The sequence below is a fragment of the Colwellia sp. BRX10-4 genome (genome assembly GCF_014077465.1).
GTDB lineage: Bacteria > Pseudomonadota > Gammaproteobacteria > Enterobacterales > Alteromonadaceae > Colwellia_A.
On sequence record NZ_JACGVZ010000005.1, the window covers coordinates 61,589 to 81,462 of the forward strand.

Annotated in this window: 21 protein-coding genes; 15 read left to right on the forward strand and 6 right to left on the reverse strand. The window is 39.1% G+C overall.

Annotated elements, in window-relative coordinates; all coding sequences use genetic code 11:
- Nucleotides 1–5 precede the first annotated feature (5 nt).
- Nucleotides 6–3,443: a PAS-domain containing protein gene (locus H4J67_RS06325; protein WP_182175115.1), complete on the forward strand. Its 3,438-nt coding sequence runs from the start codon at nt 6–8 to the stop codon at nt 3,441–3,443.
- A gap of 121 nt (nt 3,444–3,564) precedes the next feature.
- On the opposite strand, the gene H4J67_RS06330 is transcribed toward H4J67_RS06325, so the two are convergent.
- The 4 genes from H4J67_RS06330 to coaBC all read right to left on the reverse strand — a co-directional run bounded on the left by H4J67_RS06330 (nt 3,565) and on the right by coaBC (nt 7,772).
- Nucleotides 3,565–4,221, reverse strand: a complete 657-nt coding sequence (locus H4J67_RS06330; protein WP_070375424.1) for a response regulator transcription factor — start codon at nt 4,219–4,221, stop codon at nt 3,565–3,567.
- A gap of 166 nt (nt 4,222–4,387) precedes the next feature.
- Nucleotides 4,388–5,860, reverse strand: coding sequence for an aminoacyl-histidine dipeptidase (locus H4J67_RS06335; protein ID WP_182175100.1), 1,473 nt, complete (start codon nt 5,858–5,860; stop codon nt 4,388–4,390).
- Between the two features lie 95 nt (nt 5,861–5,955).
- Complete coding sequence (slmA, locus tag H4J67_RS06340; RefSeq protein WP_182175097.1) at nt 5,956–6,540, reverse strand: nucleoid occlusion factor SlmA; 585 nt, start codon at nt 6,538–6,540, stop codon at nt 5,956–5,958.
- An 11-nt stretch (nt 6,541–6,551) separates the two neighbouring features.
- Entirely contained in the window at nt 6,552–7,772 is a 1,221-nt protein-coding gene (gene coaBC, locus H4J67_RS06345; protein WP_182203219.1) for a bifunctional phosphopantothenoylcysteine decarboxylase/phosphopantothenate--cysteine ligase CoaBC, read from the reverse strand.
- Nucleotides 7,773–7,853: 81 nt separating this feature from the next.
- Here coaBC and radC point away from each other — a divergent pair, with 81 nt between their 5' ends.
- The 9 genes from radC to mutM all read left to right on the forward strand — a co-directional run bounded on the left by radC (nt 7,854) and on the right by mutM (nt 13,011).
- A complete protein-coding gene (radC, locus tag H4J67_RS06350; protein ID WP_182175091.1) occupies nt 7,854–8,528 on the forward strand; it encodes a DNA repair protein RadC in 675 nt (224 codons plus the stop codon).
- 26 nt (nt 8,529–8,554) lie between these two features.
- Complete coding sequence (locus H4J67_RS06355; RefSeq protein WP_182175088.1) at nt 8,555–8,881, forward strand: PilZ domain-containing protein; 327 nt, start codon at nt 8,555–8,557, stop codon at nt 8,879–8,881.
- 80 nt (nt 8,882–8,961) lie between these two features.
- Nucleotides 8,962–9,630, forward strand: a complete 669-nt coding sequence (locus H4J67_RS06360) for an AAA family ATPase (protein WP_070375418.1) — start codon at nt 8,962–8,964, stop codon at nt 9,628–9,630.
- Nucleotides 9,617–9,997, forward strand: a complete 381-nt coding sequence (locus H4J67_RS06365) for a hypothetical protein (RefSeq protein WP_182175085.1) — start codon at nt 9,617–9,619, stop codon at nt 9,995–9,997. The genes H4J67_RS06360 and H4J67_RS06365 overlap by 14 nt, the downstream gene beginning before the upstream one ends.
- Before the next feature lie 233 nt (nt 9,998–10,230).
- Nucleotides 10,231–10,467, forward strand: coding sequence for a 50S ribosomal protein L28 (gene rpmB / locus H4J67_RS06370; protein ID WP_070375416.1), 237 nt, complete (start codon nt 10,231–10,233; stop codon nt 10,465–10,467).
- A 24-nt stretch (nt 10,468–10,491) separates the two neighbouring features.
- Entirely contained in the window at nt 10,492–10,647 is a 156-nt protein-coding gene (rpmG, locus tag H4J67_RS06375) for a 50S ribosomal protein L33 (protein ID WP_070375415.1), read from the forward strand.
- A gap of 96 nt (nt 10,648–10,743) precedes the next feature.
- Complete coding sequence (locus H4J67_RS06380; protein ID WP_182203220.1) at nt 10,744–11,229, forward strand: hypothetical protein; 486 nt, start codon at nt 10,744–10,746, stop codon at nt 11,227–11,229.
- 38 nt (nt 11,230–11,267) lie between these two features.
- Entirely contained in the window at nt 11,268–12,167 is a 900-nt protein-coding gene (locus tag H4J67_RS06385; protein ID WP_220463293.1) for a RimK family alpha-L-glutamate ligase, read from the forward strand.
- 28 nt (nt 12,168–12,195) lie between these two features.
- On the forward strand, nt 12,196–13,011 hold the full coding sequence (gene mutM, locus H4J67_RS06390) for a bifunctional DNA-formamidopyrimidine glycosylase/DNA-(apurinic or apyrimidinic site) lyase (protein WP_070375413.1): 816 nt from the start codon (nt 12,196–12,198) through the stop codon (nt 13,009–13,011).
- On the opposite strand, the gene coaD is transcribed toward mutM, so the two are convergent.
- A complete protein-coding gene (gene coaD, locus H4J67_RS06395; RefSeq protein WP_070375412.1) occupies nt 13,008–13,481 on the reverse strand; it encodes a pantetheine-phosphate adenylyltransferase in 474 nt (157 codons plus the stop codon). The two genes, mutM and coaD, sit on opposite strands and share 4 nt — an antisense overlap.
- Before the next feature lie 75 nt (nt 13,482–13,556).
- Here coaD and H4J67_RS06400 point away from each other — a divergent pair, with 75 nt between their 5' ends.
- Nucleotides 13,557–14,306 (forward strand): TetR/AcrR family transcriptional regulator, encoded by a 750-nt coding sequence (locus H4J67_RS06400; protein ID WP_259368507.1) that lies wholly within the window; start codon nt 13,557–13,559, stop codon nt 14,304–14,306.
- 71 nt (nt 14,307–14,377) lie between these two features.
- Here H4J67_RS06400 and H4J67_RS06405 read toward each other — a convergent pair whose 3' ends face one another.
- Nucleotides 14,378–15,151: a 3-deoxy-D-manno-octulosonic acid kinase gene (locus H4J67_RS06405; RefSeq protein WP_220463292.1), complete on the reverse strand. Its 774-nt coding sequence runs from the start codon at nt 15,149–15,151 to the stop codon at nt 14,378–14,380.
- Nucleotides 15,152–15,203: 52 nt separating this feature from the next.
- On the opposite strand from H4J67_RS06405, the gene H4J67_RS06410 reads away from it, so the two are divergent.
- The 4 genes from H4J67_RS06410 to H4J67_RS06425 all read left to right on the forward strand — a co-directional run bounded on the left by H4J67_RS06410 (nt 15,204) and on the right by H4J67_RS06425 (nt 19,841).
- Nucleotides 15,204–16,277, forward strand: coding sequence for a glycosyltransferase family 9 protein (locus H4J67_RS06410; RefSeq protein WP_182175080.1), 1,074 nt, complete (start codon nt 15,204–15,206; stop codon nt 16,275–16,277).
- A gap of 229 nt (nt 16,278–16,506) precedes the next feature.
- On the forward strand, nt 16,507–18,600 hold the full coding sequence (locus H4J67_RS06415) for a TonB-dependent siderophore receptor (protein ID WP_182203222.1): 2,094 nt from the start codon (nt 16,507–16,509) through the stop codon (nt 18,598–18,600).
- A 72-nt stretch (nt 18,601–18,672) separates the two neighbouring features.
- Nucleotides 18,673–19,263, forward strand: coding sequence for a PepSY-associated TM helix domain-containing protein (locus tag H4J67_RS06420; RefSeq protein WP_182203224.1), 591 nt, complete (start codon nt 18,673–18,675; stop codon nt 19,261–19,263).
- A 53-nt stretch (nt 19,264–19,316) separates the two neighbouring features.
- Entirely contained in the window at nt 19,317–19,841 is a 525-nt protein-coding gene (locus H4J67_RS06425) for a DUF2271 domain-containing protein (protein ID WP_182203226.1), read from the forward strand.
- The last annotated feature ends 33 nt before the right edge of the window (nt 19,842–19,874 follow it).

Sequence of the window (19,874 nt, forward strand, 5' to 3'; positions counted from 1 at the left end):
TAATTATGTTTCCTAATTGGCAATTGTCCGTATTGAGTATTGGTTATATTGGCCTGCTTTTTCTTATTGCCTATTTAGGAAACAAATACCGTCATAAAATTGTTCGTAAAAGTCAGGGGATTATTTATGCGCTAACGCTAGGGGTTTACTGTACGTCATGGAGCTTTTTAGGCACTACGGGCCAAGCCTCAACAAACTTTCTTTCTCATATTCCTATCTATTTAGGACCCATTTTATTATTTGTTTTTGCTTGGCCTTTTATCCAACGTATTGTGCGTGTTAGCTTAAAGTTAAACTTAACCTCTCTCGCTGATTTACTCGCCTCACGTTATGGTAAGTCGCACAAGCTAGCGATTATGGTGACCATCGTCGCTTTAATCGGCACCATGCCCTATATCGCTCTACAGTTAAAAGCTATTGTCTATTCTTTTCAACAACTTCAAGCTGAACAAACGTTAGTAACTTGGCGCTTTGGACTTATTTCAAGCATAGTACTTGCTGGCTTCACCGTAATATTTGGTATTCGTCACATCGATGTTACCGAGCGCCACCCAGGTGTAATGCTCGCCATTGCTTTTGAATCGTTAGTCAAACTTTTTGCTTTTCTTGCTGTCGGTATTTTTGTGACTTTTTTTGTCTTCGACTCACCCATGGACATTTGGTACAAGTCAGGAGCACGTTTACAGCTAGAGCAGCAACTTAACTTTCCTAATATGATGTCGATGCTAGCGATGTTGGTTATTGTCATGGCGGCATTTTTATCCTTACCTCGACAATTTCAAGTCATGGTCGTTGAACTTAAAGACCCAAAAGATACTAAGCTCAGTCGAAAAGTATTTCCGCTTTATTTATTAGTTTTTGCGGTTTTCGCTGCACCACTGGGTATCGCGGGCCAAATGCTCTTGGGTGATAGTGTCCCTTCAGATGCTTATGTTTTATTTTTACCTTGGCATCAACAACAAACCTGGTTAACACTGTTTGCTTTTCTAGGTGCTATTTCTGCTGCCAGCTCTATGGTGATTATTTCTTCGATTGCGCTGAGTACGATGCTGAGTAATGAAATAGTTTTCCCTTATATTTTTCGTGCTAGCAAAGCTAAAAACACTGATTTTGATGAATTTCGAATTCGCTTGCTTAACATTCGTAAAGCACTTGTTTTTCTAGTTATTTTACTAGGCTACGGGGTGTTTTTGATGACGTCACCCGATACCCTAAGCTCGTTAGGTGAAATTGCTTTTGGAGCTTTTGCGCAATTGACCCCAGCACTTGTTGCGGCATTTTACTGGCGAAGAGCAAGCTTAACCGGGGTATATGCGGGTATTTTAATTGGTTTTTCAATGTGGTTATTACTTAATTTCATTCCACAATTTGGCTTATACGAGCAGCCTTTTACCGGCGGCTTATTATCGGCTAATACCACCGTTAGCCTGCTTAGCTTAACGATTAATATGTTTGTAATGTGGGCATTATCACAAGTCAGTCGCCAAAGTGTGCAAGAGCGGGTACAGGCATCGCTATTTTTAGAGTGGCAAGCACCTAAACTACTCAATTCACAGAAAAAACGCCATATTGATGAACGTGATTTAGAAGTACTTGTCTCGCGCTTTGTTGGCGAAGGAAAAGCAAAAATTAGTTTTAAACACTTTAAGCAAGGTGTTGTGAAAAAAGAGGTTACTCATCAAGATTATAATCAACAGTTATTACTGCATACTGAAAATACGCTGGCAAGTGTTATGGGGGCATCTTCAGCACGTTTAGTCTTATCTTCGGCTTTAGATGGACGCGATATTGCCCTCGACGAAATTGCGGTATTAGTTGAAGATGCTTCGAGCCAGCAGCGTAAATTCAGTCAAAATTTATTACAAAGCGCAATAGAAAACGCCAGTGACGGTATTTCTATTGTCGATAATGAGCTAAAACTAGTCGCTTGGAACAATAAATATATTGATTTATTTTCTTACCCTAAAGAGTTAATTTACAAAGGCTGCCCGATAAAGCACCTTATTCGTTACAACGCCTCGCGTGGTCTTTGCGGCGAAGGTGAAATTAGTCGGCAAGTTGAAAAACGTTTAGAGTATTTACGAAACGGAAGCCCTCACAGCTCTGAACGTGAACACCCTGACGGCCAAGTGATCAGAATTCAAGGTAACCCTTTACCCGGTGGTGGCTTTGTCATGTTGTTTTCTGACGTTACCGCCTATAAAAATGCTGAAAGAGTATTAAAAGATACCAATGTTGATTTAGAGGCCATTATTACCGAACGCACTAAAAAATTAGAAAAAACCAATGAAGATTTAGATGCTGCTCGTGAGAAGGCTGAACAAGCACATATTAAAAAAAGCCTCTATCTCAAAGCCTGCAGCCATGATTTAATGCAGCCATTGGAAGCTGCAAGATTATTTACCTCAGCCTTGAGTAGCCAAGGCAGTTTAAGCGAAAGCCAATTAAGACAAGTCAAAAACATCGATCATTCTTTAAAAGTTGCTAACGACTTACTGGCCGACTTAGCTGAAATAGCACGTATTGAAAGCGGTAATATCACCACCCATCTCACCACATTTTCAGTGGATGATTTATTTAAAGATTTGGCGCAAGAATTCTCAGCGGCGGCGGCTGAATATCAAGTTGAATTTAAAGTGGTCTCTTGTAAAGCTTGGATTACTTCAGACCGTAATTTATTACGCCGTATTTTACAGAACTTAATTGGCAATGCCTTTCGCTACGCCAGTCCGGGTAAAGTTTTATTAGGATCGCGTACTCTTGGTCAGCAAGTTATTCTGCAAGTATTGGACAACGGTCCAGGTATTCCACTTGAAAAACAAAAAATTGTTTTTGAGCAATTTACTCAACTAGAAAACAATCCAAGTCATGCCAGCAGAGGTTTAGGATTGGGTCTTAATATTACCCAAAGCTTTGCAAAATTATTAGGACACCCGCTGTCGTTAACATCAAAAGAGCAGCAAGGGTGTAAATTCTCACTCGCTATCACTAAAGCTCATCGACAATTTAATATTAAAATTGAGCAGCCAGTCAATAAAATAGGTCTAAAAGACGTTACGGTAATGTGTATTGATAACGACCCTGATGTACTTAATGGCATGACAGAACTGCTCAGTGCTTGGCAGTGTAACGTGCTATCGGCTGAGTCTTTTGAGCAGGCAATTGCAATATTTGCACAGCATCAAAATGAAGTTGAAATTTTATTAGTCGACTACCAGCTTAATAATAATCAAGACGGCTTAACCCTTATTAAAGCGTTACGTGCAAGCAGTAATCATTATATTCCGGCCATATTAATTACAGCGACTATCGATAGTGACATTGAAGAAAAAACTCATAAAGCTGATGTTGGCTTTATGAGAAAACTGGTTAAGCCAGCAGCGCTGCGCGCAATGATGAGTGCACTGCTAGCGAAGAAGTTACAAGATAATTATTCTGAGTAATCGTTATCACCAGCGGTTGTTGATGGTTGCTTTTACAAGTCGCTGCGAGTGATTAATTAGTGGGTTGAACACTAACAAGCAATAGCCCATTGCTATTACTGATAATTGTTAATAATTGCGCTTAGTGATTAATATTTGGCTCAGCAACATTCAGTGGTGCAATAGCAATAACGGCTTGCGTTCTGTTACGAACATTGAGTTTACGAAAGATAGCGGTAGCATGCGCCTTAATAGTCGCTTCTGAGACATTAAGGTCGTAAGCAATTTGCTTGTTTAATAAGCCTTGGGCAAACATCATTAAAATGCGGTATTGCTGTTGAGTTAAACTCGCCACACGCTCAGCAATATTACTTTCACCATCACCTTTACTCGCTTGAGCAAAGCTTTCTGGTACCCATACTTCTCCCGCTAATATTTGTTGAATCGCGTAAATAATAGTTTCAACGGGCGTCGATTTAGGTACAAAACCCGCTGCGCCATATTCCATCGCTTTACGAATAGTATCATTATCTTCATGAGCCGAGATCATCACTACCGGTATTTGCGGGAAATGATTACGCACATGAATTAAAGTGTTAAAACCATGAGCGCCAGGAATATTTAAGTCTAACAAGACTAAATCACTGTCGGTATTATTAGCGAGTTGTTGTTCAAGTTGCTCGATTGTCTGTGCTTCTAACCACTGGGTTTTATTAAACTTAACATCGAGCGCGGCTAATAACGCTTGTCTAAATAAAGGGTGATCGTCAGCAACTATTATTTTTTCTGGCTGGAACATAAGTTAATCCTTAAAACTTTCTTCTTTGAGTATACGGTTTTACCAGAAAAAGTTTATTAGACCTTAGCCTAACAACACTTGTTTTGATTTAAACCGTATTATGTTGAAATTATGCACCTTACTTGATTAAAAGTAAGGTGACATCTTCAACATAACAACAGAAAAACTAAGCTTTTGCTGGAATATTCTTCAAGACTTCTACCAGTAACTGCCAATAAAGCCCAACGGCTTCGACATTCACTTTTTCATCAGGTGAATGAGGAAATTTAATGGTGGGGCCAAACGAAACCATATCCCAATTTGGATAAGCGTTTTTAAATAAACCACATTCTAAACCGGCATGGATAACCATAATCTCAGGCACTTTATTAAAAAGTGACTGGTAAGTATCACGGACGGTTTTCATAATTTTTGAATCTGTATTAGGCTTCCAGCCGGGATAAGCACCAGAAAATTCAACCTTTGCTCCTGCTAATGTAAAGACTGACTTCACCATAGACTCGGCCAGTAATCGACCATCGTCATGTAAACTACGAATAAGCGACATAGCGATAAAGTTACGCCCTTTACAGCGAACAACCCCTAAGTTAAGCGATGTTTCTACAATACCTTCAATATCGTCACTCATGCGAATAACACCATTGGGGCAAGCGTTAAGGGCGTTTAAAATTAACGACTGTGTTTTAAGACTCCAACACTGGTCGAAAACCTCTGGTGAAATGAGTAACATCTCGATATCGGTTTCAATACTGCCTAATGTTGCGCGTAACCTGTCTAAATAATCGTCTAGGCTAAGTTTAAAAGCGCTCACATCTTTTGCTGCAATAACAAAGCTGGCATCAGCTTCACGAGGAATAGCGTTACGCAAGCTACCGCCATTTAAATCCACTAAACGCAAATCAAAATTTTGGCTTGCGTCGAGCAAAAATCGCACTAAAAGTTTATTTGCATTGGCACGACCCGTATCGATGTCTACCCCAGAATGTCCACCTTTTAAACCTGAAAGAGATAAGGTAAATGAAGTAAAATCTTGGGTAACATCTTCAAAAATCAATTTAAAGGTAGCTTCGGCGTCAATACCACCGGCGCACCCCATATAGATTTCACCTTCTTGTTCAGAATCGGTATTAATTAGAATATCGCCCTCTAACCAGCCCGCTTCCAAACCAAAAGCGCCGGTCATGCCAGCTTCTTCATCTATGGTTACTAAAACTTCTAAAGGGCCATGAGCGATATCATCGCTTGCTAAAACGGCTAAAGCTGAACATAAGCCAATACCATTATCAGCGCCTAAGGTGGTACCTTCTGCTGTAACCCATTGTCCATCGGCTTCTTCAACCGTATAAGGTTTGATAGCATCGGTTAAAAAATCATGAACGGTATCAGCATTTTTTTGTGGAACCATATCCATATGCGCTTGTAGAATAACACCTTGGCAGTTTTCCATACCCGCTGTAGCTGGCTTCTTAATAAAAATATTACCAACGGCGTCTTCTTTTACCGCTAAACCTTGCTCTTTTGCCCAAGCTTGGATCCAAGCTGATATTTTTTGCTCATGCTTTGAAGGGTGAGGAATACTGCATATTTTTTCAAATAACTGCCATAAATGCATGGGATGAAGCTGTGATAAATCACTCACATTTTTTCCTTAATTTTATTTTAATACTTATTAGGTTATTAACTTACTGAAATCTGTATTGCTCAGGGTTATGTCGTCGCATTTTTACGCGAAACTTACTTACCCGCCATTAAAAATTGCCATTGATCATTAAAATCTTCGCTAGGCTTCTTGGTAAAACCTGAACGAACATACTGGCTAATTTTTCCTTCAACATAAGCGCCTAAAATATTTGCTAATGCTTGCTCTGAAATGCTAAAGCTCTTACCTTCACGCAATTTTCGTTCACGTAAGACTTGTTTAAATTGCGTTTCTAATTTTTCAAAATACTGATTAACACGTGTTCGTAATCTTTCGTTTTCGCCCATTAACGCATCACCAGCCAAGATACGACACATCCCAGGATTACGCTCTGAAAAAACCAACAATACATGCAAAATATGATGACAACGCACCAAAGCTTCTTTGTGATCACTGAGGATTAAATTCACCCGTGAAAACGTTGATTCTTCAATAAAATCAATTAAACCTTCGAACATACGCGCTTTAGAAGGAAAGTGGCGATAAAGCGCAGCTTCTGATACACCCACTTCAGCAGCAAGTTTGGCGGTCGTTATTCTCTGGCCAGGACAAGTTTCTAGCATTTTTGCTAAACACTCTAAAATTTGTTGTTTGCGATTAGGTTTTTGCGCTGCGGTCATAAATCGTTCTCTTATTTTTTTTCAATATAATGTTGCGAAATTAGTTGTACTAATTGCTCGGCAAGTATTTTTTTCGATGCTAACGGTAGTTCCGTTTTATTTATATTGGAGAAAACCGTTAAGGCATTATCATCACTATTAAAGCCTTGTCCTGACAGCGCAACATTGTTGGCAGCAATCATATCAAGATTTTTTCTTTTTAATTTATCAAGCGCATAATGTGCGACATCTTGTGTTTCAGCGGCAAAACCGACGGTAAAAGGTTTTACAGATAAAGCAGCAACATCGGCAACAATATCGGGATTTTTCACTAAAACAAGTTGCATTTCATCGGCTGATTTTTTAATTTTTTGCGTTGCTACTTCACTAACTCGATAATCAGCAACCGCGGCACAGGCAACAAAAACGTCAGCTTTTTTAGCGAGTTCAAGCGCTTGCTGGTGCATTTGTAATGCACTTTCCACCGCTATTTTTTTACAACCATGGGGAACGGCAATACTGACGGGGCCCGATATTATTTGTACTTCTGCACCCGCTAATTGTGCTGCTTGTGCGATGGCATAACCCATTTTTCCTGAGCTATGATTTGAAATATAGCGAACTGGGTCTATAGCTTCACGCGTTGGTCCTGCTGTGATCACCCAACGTTGACCTGATAAATTTACCTGAGCAATCTTCGACGCGGGTTGAAAAAATTGACAGACATGGTTAACCAAAGGGTCAACATCTAACATTCGCCCTAAACCAACATCACCACAAGCTTGTGCTCCTGAGCCAGGACCAAATATGGCAACTTTTCGTGAAATAAGTTTGGCAATATTTTCTTGAGTTATTGCCGCATGCCACATTTGTTGATTCATCGCTGGAGCGATAGCAATTGGCGCACTTGTTGCCAAACATATTGTAGTCAATAAATCATTCGCCATGCCGCAGGTAATACGGGCAATTGCGTCGGCTGTCGCTGGTGCAATTAAGATAAAGTCTGCCCATTTTGCTAATTCTATATGCCCCATAGCTAATTCTGCTTGGCTATCAAGCAAACTGTCTGAAACGCCATTGGCAGAAACGGCCTGTAATGTTAGTGGGGTGATAAAAGCTTTCGCCGCTGTTGTCATCACTACACGAACATCTGCGCCATTATCTTTTAAACGACGCACTAATTCTGGCGTTTTATAGGCAGCAATACCGCCAGTAATACCCAGAACTATTTTTTTCCCCTGTAAAATTTGCATAAACTGCTAGTCTTAATAACGGTAAGTGGCGATAAGATACCATTAATTTGCCCATTTACAAATTTGCTTTGCAAGGATGCGGTGATGTTAAAAGATTGGTTAGAAAATGAAAAACCCAGGGAAAAGCTACTACACAAAGGACCTAGCAGTTTAAGTGATGCAGAATTATTGGCTATATTTTTACGCACGGGAGTAAAGGGATGCCATGTAGTTGAGCTAGCTCAGCAGCTTTTAAAAAGTTTTGGCAGTATTGCCGCCATCTATCGCGCAACTGAGCAAGAGTTTTGTCAACATCATGGTTTAGGTGTGGCGAAATATGTACAGTTACAAGCGTGTTTGGAGATGTCAAAGCGTTATCTTAGCGAGCAATTGCAAAAAGGTACTGCGTTAAGCTCTTCACAGGTGACAAGAGATTACTTGATCAGTGAATTACGTGGTGAAAGCAGAGAAGTCTTTGCGGTAATGTTTCTCGATAGCCAGCATCAAGTATTAACCTTTGAACGATTATTTTTTGGCACTATTAATGCGGCAGCAGTCTACCCCAGAATAGTGGTTGAGCAGGCGTTAAAACAAAAAGCCGTCGCGGTAATTTTAGCGCATAATCATCCTTCGGGTATTGCCGAAGCGAGCATTGCTGATAAACAAATTACCAAAAGACTAGAACAGGCACTAAGCTTAATTGATATACAAGTACTCGATCACATTATTGTTGCCGGTAATCAGTGTTACTCTTTTGCTGAACACGGTGAATTATAAAGAATAAATAATAGAAGGAGCTTTAGATGAACGAACCTGAACCCAATCAGAGCAGCGACGACGAGCGACGACAATCTTTTCGCTTAGATATGGAAAAAGAGTTAGTTGATATACGTTGGGTAAATGACCAGCAACAAACCGTGCAACGAAAAATTACTTGTTTGGACTTTTCGCGTGGTGGCTTGAAGCTCGATTGCGACCATGTCATTCCACTACAAACTAAAGTGACCGTAGTTTTTAAGGTAGCCAACCCCGATAGCCAAAATTTATATGGCACAGTGATCCGCTGTCTTAAGCAACCGAATGGTTATTTTGAATTAGCACTACGCTTAGAAAATGAAAATGCAAAATAAAATAGTTGCACTATAATTAATCCTCGACGCGAATGTTACAACAGCAAATGTTACAACAAGAGGTAAGGACATTTTATATTATGATGATTTTAGTAGGTGGCGAAAAAGGGGGTAGTGGTAAGAGCTGTTTAGCACAGAATTTAGCCGTTTATTTTGCCCGAGATAAAAAAGCTATCGTGTTGATGGTTGACTGTGATCCACAAAGAACAACCTCTGACTGGATACAAGCAAGAAATTCTGATCCGTCGTTACCCGCGATAAACTGTATTCAATTGTATGGTAAAATTCGTAACGATTTGCTTAGTTTAGTACAGCATTATGATTATGTAATTGTTGACTGTGGTGGCCAAGATAACTTAGCGCTTCGTGCTGCAATGTCAGTTGCTGACCATGTTATTATTCCGCTGCGCCCTAAACGTCGAGATCTAAAAACCGTGCCACACATGGAAGATATGCTCAGTACCTGTAAAATGGTTAACCCAAAAATGCTCGCCTCTTTTGTTATCACCCAATGCCCATCGTTGCCCAACCAAGGTAAACGAATATTAGAAGCAAAAGATGTTTGCCGCTCATATGGTATTAACGTATTAAACGCGGTAACCTTTAGTCGTAATGTTTATGATGACAGCGAAGAACAAGGCTCTTCAGTACTCGAAATAGAACCTCAGGGTAAAGCAGCAATAGAAATGACCGCTATAGCTGAAGAATTATTAGCAATGAAACCGGACAACTCACATGAGTTTAACTGACCTAAAGAAAACCACACAAGGAAATAAAAAGAAAAGGGAATTTACTGTTGACGAATTTATTGCTGACGCAGAAAATTATGCGTTAGGGCACCCTGAAATTGTTAATAGCGACAACACCAAGAATGTCTCTATTGAACAAGCCATTCTTGCTGCAAAACAGCAATTGGCGAGTAAGAATATGAAAGGAAATAAGCCCTTTCGTCACGCCACTTTCACTCTCAGTGAACAAGCGATTATCCAATTACAAGATCTCGCTAAAGAAACTAAATTAGCCAAATCACATATTATTCGTATTTTAATTAACGAACTTTGTGGCGAAGAACAGCATAATAAACTTAAAAAATTGCTCGACTCAGGCATAAATTAACAACAACTTGATATTTATCTGTGCAATTTTCACTCAAACCTTGCGTCATACAGCCACAAAAAACAGATAAGCCATTGTAAAGTAATACAATATTAAGTTAACATAGTTTTTTCTTATTAAAGGTGGCTTTCATTTTTCAGTTTCACTATAATATGCCACCTTTTTCAGGATCTCGAGGCGACGGTCTTGGGGAATAATAGTTCGACCTGGAATTAATTTTTGGAGTACTCAGAATGTCTAAAGTTTGCCAAGTAACAGGCAAAGTGCCAATGGTTGGAAACAACCGTTCACATGCAAGAAACGCGACTCGTCGTCGTTTTTTACCAAACCTTCAATCTCACCGTTTTTGGGTGGAGAGTGAAAATCGTTTCGTTAAATTACGTTTAACTCCGAAAGGAATGCGTATTATCGATAAGAAAGGTATTGATGTAGTATTAACTGACATCCGTGCCCGTGGCGGAAAAGTTTAACAACTACTTTTAGAGGAAATTATTATGCGCGATAAAATTCGTTTAGTTTCTAGTGCCGGTACTGGTCATTTTTATACTACTGATAAGAATAAAAAGACTATGCCTGAAAAGATGGAGATCAAGAAATTTGATCCACGCATCCGTCAGCACGTAATGTACAAAGAAGCTAAAATTAAGTAATTTAATTCAAGTTTTTAAAAACCCAGCAATTGCTGGGTTTTTTATTGCCTAAAATTTAGTATCATCGCTATTATCATATTTAATAATGAGTCTTTTATGAAGCTCTCTCGTACTGGTTGGAACAACGTTATCATTTTTTCAGTGATGATTTTTATTCTGGTGATTAACGTGACTAATAAAAAATTATATTCATCAACTGAGCAGCAAGATAATAAACAACAGACCTTGTTTGCCAAACATGCTGTTATTCTATCACTAGCGGTTAACCAGCAAGTGGCGATAGAACGCATCGGACGAACTTGGCGAGCAACACCAGCAAAAATATCAGGACAAGCATTAGAGCAAATGATGCTCACCTGGCATGAGATAACAGGTGACATAGTTACTGTTCCACCCGAGCTTGACCACCAAATGGCGTTAGTGGTTACGGTTGAATTAGCCGATGAAGCGCAAGCTCAATTACTTAATTTATTTATTACTGATAATGAATTGCTGGTCTTTAATCTTCAGCAAAAAAGATGGTTAGCTTTTCCGCTGGCAATATTTTCACAGCTCATTCCTAATGAAATATTAGCCAGTTAACTTCCCCTTTCACTAAAACCATAAAGAAGATCATGTCGATGACTAATCATAAAATACAAGACTGCGCGATACTGACCATGGACAACCTTAAAAATTTTGAGGCTTACGACCATTTACTTGCACAGCCACTACTCGCGTTAGGTTGGCAAATGCATATGGTGTCATGGCATGATAAAAGTGTTAATTGGAACGACTATGCCGCCGTTATTATTCGTTCGCCATGGGATTACCAAGACAATGCGGCTGAATTTTTAAAGGTGTTAACTGATATTGAGCAATCTAGTGCTCACCTTGAAAATAGTTTACAAACGGTTGAGTGGAATATTGATAAAAAATATTTACGTGAATTAGTTAGCCTTGATGTAAATATTGTAAAAACATTGTGGCGGAAAAATTTAACGCCGCAACAGCTTGATCAATATTTTACTGAATTAAATGTTGATCAATTAGTCATTAAGCCTCGTATTAGTGCAAATGCTGATAATACCTTTTGGTTAACAAAAGAAAATCATCAAACATTTTATCCACAACTTGCACAAGCGTTTTCAGCCAGTGAGTTTTTAGTTCAGCCCTTTATGAAAAATGTTATTGATGAAGGTGAATTTTCACTGTTTTATTTTAATGGCCACTACAGTCACGCCATTTTAAAAACACCAAAAGACGATGATTTTCGCGTTCAGGAAGAACATGGCGGTCGTTTAAGGTCAATAACACCGGAAGCAAGCTTAACAAAGCATGCAGAGCAAGCCCTTAAAGCGATAAAAACGCAAATCGGCATGCCACTGTACGCTCGCGTTGATTTTGTGCGTTGTGAGCAGGGTTTTGCTCTTATGGAGGCTGAACTAATTGAGCCTTCATTATATTTTAATATGGATGAACAATCAGCAACACGCTTTGCCGATGCTTTTGTTCATCGTATGCAAGCACTAACACTGTAATTTACCATAAACCCAATATAGAGCTACTATGCCCGAATTACCTGAAGTAGAAGTTTGCCGACAAGGCATTAGTCCCCATATTTTAAAGCAAACCGTTTCACAAGTTGTTGTACGTAACGCAAAATTACGTTGGCCAATTCCTGAAACAGTACAAAGTATGATTGGTCATAGTGTTCATGCTGTTGAGCGCCGCTCAAAATATTTATTAATTAAGTTTTCACATGGTACCTTAGTTTTGCATTTAGGCATGTCAGGAACCATTAGAGTGATTGAAGCCGATACACCTATCGCCAAGCATGATCATTTTGATTTAGTCTTCGCACACGGCAAAGCGTTACGTTTGAATGACCCTCGACGTTTTGGCGCGGTATTATGGTTTAAAGACAATATTGACGAGCGAGGTTTATTAAGTAAATTAGGACCCGAGCCATTGAGTGATGACTTCACTTACGGCTATTTATTTACTAAGGCGCAGAATCGCAAAGTACCGATAAAAACCTTTTTAATGTCAAACCCTGTTGTGGTCGGTGTCGGTAATATTTACGCAAATGAAGCATTATTTAAAGCTGGTATTTTACCAACGGCCTTAGCCGGAACGATTTCTGCAGCACGTTTTGATCAGCTTACCGATATTATCAAACAAGTATTAACTGCAGCCATTGCCCAAGGGGGCACAACCTTAAAAGATTTTACTCAAGCAGATGGTCGCCCAGGATATTTTGCACAAGAATTATTAGTTTACGGTCGGGCAGGCAAGCAATGTAATAGCTGCCAAACGATTCTTGAAGAAGTTAGACAATCGAATCGCAGTTCGGTGTTCTGTCCGAACTGCCAAACTGATTAAGTATCGTCGAGTGCAGCTTTTACAATAGGATGAACAAATTGACTCACATCACCATTATGCAAGGATACTTCTTTTACTAAGGTTGACGAAATAAAAGAATTTCCTTCTGATGGTGTCAAAAATACACTTTCAAGTTCAGGGGCTAAACGTCTATTCATATTGGCTAATTGAAATTCATAATCAAAATCAGACACAGCGCGCAAGCCGCGGATCAGTACTTTGGCTTGATTTTTTTTAGCAAAGTCGACTAATAAGCCACTAAAACCAACCACGGTGATATTGGGCAGATGCCGGCTCACTTCTTCAATCATAGCAACACGCTGCGCTAAATCAAAACGAGGCTTTTTACTTGGGCTGGCAGCAACACCAACAATAACTTCAGAAAACAAAGCACTTGCACGCTCAATTAAATCTGTGTGGCCGTTAGTGACCGGATCGAAGGTTCCTGGGTAAATCGCTTTTATCGTCATTAGTTGTATCTTCTTTATAAACTTAAAAACATTGTAAAGGCTATTTTTAGTGAATGGAAACTTACAAAGACGAATTTGTTAAAGTATTTACTCGAAAAGCCTTTCCGTCAGTTCAATTTTGATAGTATGATGGAAAATAATACAATAATAAAAACAGAAGTAACTGACATGAAAACCCGTGATAAAATTATTCAAGCCAGCATTGAGCTTTTCAATGAACAAGGTGAGCGCAACGTAACAACTAATCATATTGCAGCGCATTTAAGCATTAGTCCGGGTAACCTCTATTATCATTTTCGCAATAAAGAAGACATTATTCTTTCCATCTACGAAGAATATGCACGTAACCTATTATTAGATACAGTCCCTTTTGTAACACCCGAAGTAAAACCCCTCGATACCATCATTTTATATATGGATGCTGTTTTTCAAGCACTAATGAAGTTTAGATTTTTCTACAGTAACCTGCCGGTATTGTTAGCAAAAAACCCTTTGTTACATGAAAAGTATGTTGATGTGCAATCATCAATCGCTACCCGTGTCAGTGAGATGCTGTTGTCATTACGTAGTACTCATATGATGAAGTTTGCTGATGAAGACTTACCTGATATTGTCAGTATTTTACGTTTAGTGAACACCTTCTGGTTAAGCTTTTATCAAACTCAAAATAAAAATATTGAAATTACTGATGCCGTTTTTTATGAAGGTGTCTTAAAAATATTAGTGATTATTCAACCTTATATCACTGAGTCTGCAATGCCTGAGTTTTTAGAAGCACGTACCATGTACCGTAAACGTTGTATGGAAGTCGCTGAAGTCGCTTAACCACCAAACCATCTGTTTAGTTGAAAATCAAAATATTATTCAATTAAATTTTGCATTTTTAATGCCGTTAATCACTCATTTGACTGCAGATATCCTGCTAATAGAAGTTGCCAGTCTGATTTTTGCCAATTAAAGTTTGGCAATTTTACTTTTTCTTTTTCAAAAGAACGTAATAATCTTGCCATATTAGCTTGCTGCCATGATTGAGCAACCGCTCGTTGTTCGCCGCGATCAAAATCAATCAACCAAACATTGTTCTCTTCATCGAGTAGGATATTGTGACTATTTAAATCATGATGATAAATGCCAGCATCATGAAAACGACGAATCACCTTGCCCACTTCTCGCCAAACTTGCTCGGCTAAGAGTGCTTTTGATAAAACCGCCACTAAATCTTGAGCATGTTCAATTCGAGAAGATAACAAATCAGCTTGATAAAAAAGCCCCTGCTTAATCACCCGAAAAGCAATGGGCTTTGGCGCTGGCAGTGCTAACCCCTGTAGCGTATTTAATAAATGGTATTCTTGGGCGGCTCGAGTACTATTTTGTCCCGTAAAAAAATATTTATCATTAATTATTTTGCCAATTAAACCACCACGAAAATAATGACGTAACACCCACTGTTGTTTTTCCATGGTGTTTACTTCTGGAGAGTCGTACTGAACAAACCAAGTAGTACCACGCCCTTGGGCACTGCCGGTAATGGCATTATTTTTATGCCAAAAATCACTATTAAGCATTTCAGGAGAAAAGTCATCGATTGCATTGGCGTTATAGCAACAATAAATATTAGCTTGTTGGTAAGTTTTTTCTTGGTAAGGTTTTACAATTGCTGACTGTTTCAAGATAATAGACTCAATTCAAATACTTTATATGCTCTATTGTGGTGATTCCTTTATGCTGGGTCAATTAACAGCGCCAAAAAATTTATGTTTATTACGCTTATCTGCTATCGGAGACGTTTGTCACGCCGTAGCTATGGTGCAACAAATTCAACGTTTTTATCCTCAAACAAAAATAACTTGGGTGATAGGCAAAGTCGAGGCGAACTTATTACAAGGATTGCCACAGGTAAAATTTGTCATATTTGATAAGAAAGCAGGCTTGAAAGGCTATCGGGATTTACGTACTGAGTTAACCGATCAAAAATTTGATGTGCTATTACATATGCAAGTTGCCTTGCGTGCCAGTTTAGCGAGTTGGTGTATTAAAGCAAAAATAAAAATAGGTTTCGACCGCAAACGAGCTAAAGAAGGCCAGTGGCTTTTCACCAATCATCAGATAGCGCCACAACATCAACCACATGTACTTGATGGTTTTATTGGTTTTGCAAAAGCTATTGGTGTTCCTAGCGAAAGTCCTAGCTGGCAAATGCCCATTGGTGACGAAAACGAACTTTGGGCAAGTGAGCGGCTATCGTTAGTATCTGATAAACCTATTGCTGTTATTTCGCCAGCAGCAAGTAAAGCTGAGAGAAATTGGCATGCCGAAGGTTATGCAAAAATAGCCGATTATTTAACAGCGTTAGGTTTTCAAGTGGTTATTTGTGGCGGACCGACCACACTAGAAACATTACTAGCCACTGAAATTATCAGTTTAAGTCAATGCAACCTTGTTAATCTTGTTGGCAAAACCAATTTGAAACAGCTACTTGGTGTGCTTAAAACAGCTCATTTGGTGATAGCTCCTGACACTGGACCAGCGCATATGGCAGTCACTGTTGGCACACCCGTTATTGGCTTGTACGCGCACAGTAACCCTTGCCGTACCGGGCCATATTTATATCAAAACTATGTGGTAAGTTGCTACGAACATACTGCCCAAGAACAATATAGACAGCCTCTTGATCAGCTACCTTGGGGGATTCGCGCCAAAGGTAGTGATTTAATGAATGGTATTACTTTCAGCCAAGTTAAAGAAAAACTGCACCTACTTCTTGATGAACACTACCCTGAGTTTCTCCTCAAATAATAGAGATGGTTAAACTGCCTCACATCAACTATAAATTCAAAATACGGCCTTGCATTATTCTAGCGATGCCAGGGATCCTTGCGACACATTTAACTTAACAAGCAAAAAAAACGAATAAAAGTTATCGGGGAAAAGACAATAAAGCAAATTTACTTGTTGCAAATGATAATCGTTATCATTAGTATTCGCACCAAGTAATTTATCTCTCTATTTTCTTTTAGGAATAACAATGAAGTATTCACCTGTCTGCTTAGCAATTTTCGTTGGCTTAACGCCTTTTTCATCCAGTGCCAATGAAAGCGCTACCAATAATAACTCTGTTGAAGTTATCGAAGTTAAAGGTAGTTATTTTAATAACTATAAAGTTGACCAAGCACATGGCGCAATGCGGACCAATGTTTCTTTATTAGAAACTTCTCAGTCGGTCACCGTTATTCCCAACTCGGTAATAACAGAACAACTAGCGACAACATTAGGCGAAGTATTAACGAATGACGCAAGTTTAACTGCTGGCTCTAAACAACGTAATCGTGAAGTATTTAATCTACGCGGCTTTGAACTAAGTTCTTCAAATGGCTACCTTAGAGATGGCCACCAACATTGGTCACACTATCAACAACCTATCGAAATCTTAGAAAATATCGAAGTGATTAAAGGTCCTTCAAGTATTTTATATGGTCAATCAGGGCCTGGTGGATTAGTGAATATGGTGACAAAAAAGCCAACTGCTAAAACATTATTTACGCTAGGTCTTGATGTTGACCAAGAAGGTTCAAGCCGATTATCGTTAGATGCTGGTGGCTCGTTAACTGATGATGAGTCATTACGTTACAGAGGCGTACTGGTTAAACAAGATGCTACATATCAACATGAGTACCAAAACAATGAACAACGTCAGCGCGATCGTTTTCTTGGTGCGTTAGTCATTGACTATGATATTTCAGACGATGCCATGGTGCGCCTTCATTATGACCGAACAGACGATGAAGCAGGGTTAGATACAGGTTCTTGGTTAGATGAAAAAGGCGATGTTATTGGTCATGATAAAACCATTCGTGATATGTCTTGGGCATTTACTGACATTACTGTTGAAAATATTGGTGTTGATATCAACTATGCATTAAATAATCAGTGGCAGGTTGCACTCGGCTACAATGAACAAAGCTTTAAACGTCAACGATTTGAATCTTCTCCTAAAAAACCCACAATTTTTTTAGAGGGCGACAGCTACACCTCTAAACCCTATGACCGTTTTGATGACTGGCAGTTTAAAACTGCTTTTATCGATTTTACTGGAGAATTTACCCTCGCCGGTCTCGATCATCAATTATTAATTGGCGCTAATTCTTTAGACTATTACTACGGACAACGTAAAGTAAATGGCGAGTCAATTGACTACTCTAGCGACCAAGAAGAGCCAACACGACCTGATATCAGCTACACAACTGACGATTCACTTTACACCAGTGCATATGATTACTATGGCATTTATTTACAAGACTTAATCACCTTAAATGATCAATGGCAAATATCGGTCGGAGGACGTTACGACAAGCAAAGTAAAGAAGGTGCGAACAATGAGTCGTTCTTACCTAAAGCTGGGCTTTTATTTCATCCTGATGCCCAAACCACTTTCTACGCGAGTTATTCAGAAGGGTTTGAACCCCAGAGCAGCGAAACACTAGAAAACGATCGAGATATTAATCACGGCATGAAGCTCGAGGCCATGACATCTAAACAACTTGAAATTGGCTCTAAGTGGCAATTATTTGATGAACGTTTATTAGTAACGACCGCTATTTTTGATATTACCAAAACAGGCAAGTTAATCACTGAAACAATCAACGGCGATCCTAATTTTGATACGCAAACTGAACAGGCAGGTGAGCAGCGCCACAAAGGTTTCGAAGTTGCTGCACAAGGCGCAATAAACGATAAGCTCTTTGTTATGGCATCCTTAATGAACTTAGCCGCAAAATACGACAAAGATGAAAATTATCAAGGAAAAACCCCTGTTGACGCTCCAGAGTGGTCAGCATCAATTTGGTCTCGTTATGAATTAACGGACCAACTTGCTCTTAATGCGGGTGCATTTTATCAAGGTGAACGTTTTGCCAATAGCGATAACACGATTTCCAAAGATGCTTATACCCGTATCGATATTGGAGCAACCTATAAGACCACAATAAGTGGCCAAGGTGTTGATTTCCGCTGCAACATACAAAACTTGCTCGATACTGAATACCTTGCTGGTGGTGGTATATCTAGCGTTACCGCAGGAGACGGAATTAGCTACCGATTAGCCGCACAGATATCATTCTAAATTGACTAAAAATAATGAGCAACAAATAGTTATTTGTTGCTCATTAATAAATTAAAGACCCTGATACCTGTTATGCAAATAAATAAAAGTACCTTAAATTTTTCTCGCCTGATTCATGTCTATGTGTCGATGACATTGTTGAGCTTACTGCTCTTTTTTTCAGTAACCGGCATTACCCTCAATCATCCTGAATGGTTTCGTGACAGCAAAGCTGACGTTGTAGAAAGAGCATTAATGATTGATTTATCTATGATTAAAAATCCGCCGTTAACACCACTACAAATTGTTAATGTCTCGACAGCTATTGAGCAAAAATTGTCGGTATCGTTAAATAACACGATTCTCGAAAGTAGCCAGGACGAATTATTTTTCAGTATAAAACGAGCAGGAAAAAATACCGCTATTACCCTCGATTTAGTCAGTGGAGAGTTGTTTTTTGAAGAAACTGACTACGGTTGGTGGGCGCTAATGAACGATTTACATAAGGGAAGAAATACCAGTATTTTTTGGGGGTGGATTATTGATATAACCAGTTTACTTTGTATCCTGTTTGCCCTAAGTGGTTTTATTTTAGCCATGCCACAAAGACGATTTAATCGTACTTTAACGCTGAGTTTAACCGTGACTGTCGCCATGATTTTCACCGCTATCTGGTGGGTTTAAATCAATTAGCATTATTAACGATCTCTGCTTGTATGAGCACAAAAGGAACTTATATGAAGATAAAAAAAATCGGGTTATCACTTATTTTATTAAGCTTGATAAATTTTAATGCCATTGCCAATCCAAACAACTCAGCACCAGCACCAGCACAATTAGAGCTTGAACTGACATTAAAACAGCAACTTGGCGAGTATCATCCGCCCTATGTTGCGAGCTGGATTGAAAACTCACAAGGAAAACCAGTACGTACCTTATTACTTTGGCGAGAAAAAACTAAATGGTTAAAGGACATTCGACGCTGGTGGCGTAAGGTCGGCAAAAAAGATGCTGACTTTGTTGACGGCATAACTTCTGCTACTCGTGCAGCAGGCAAGTATCCTCTGACTTTCTTGGCTGAAGATGATCAGAAAAAATCACTCATAAAAGGACAATATACGTTATTTATTGAAGTGGTCAGAGAAAATGGTGGACGGGTCATTTTACGCCAACCATTTGTATTAAATAACATAAAATCAACATTTACTTTAGCGGCAAGCCATGAAACTGATGAAATACAATTCACTGTGCTACCAAAATAAACGTATTCAATCCCTTAACTCAAAACGTAAACA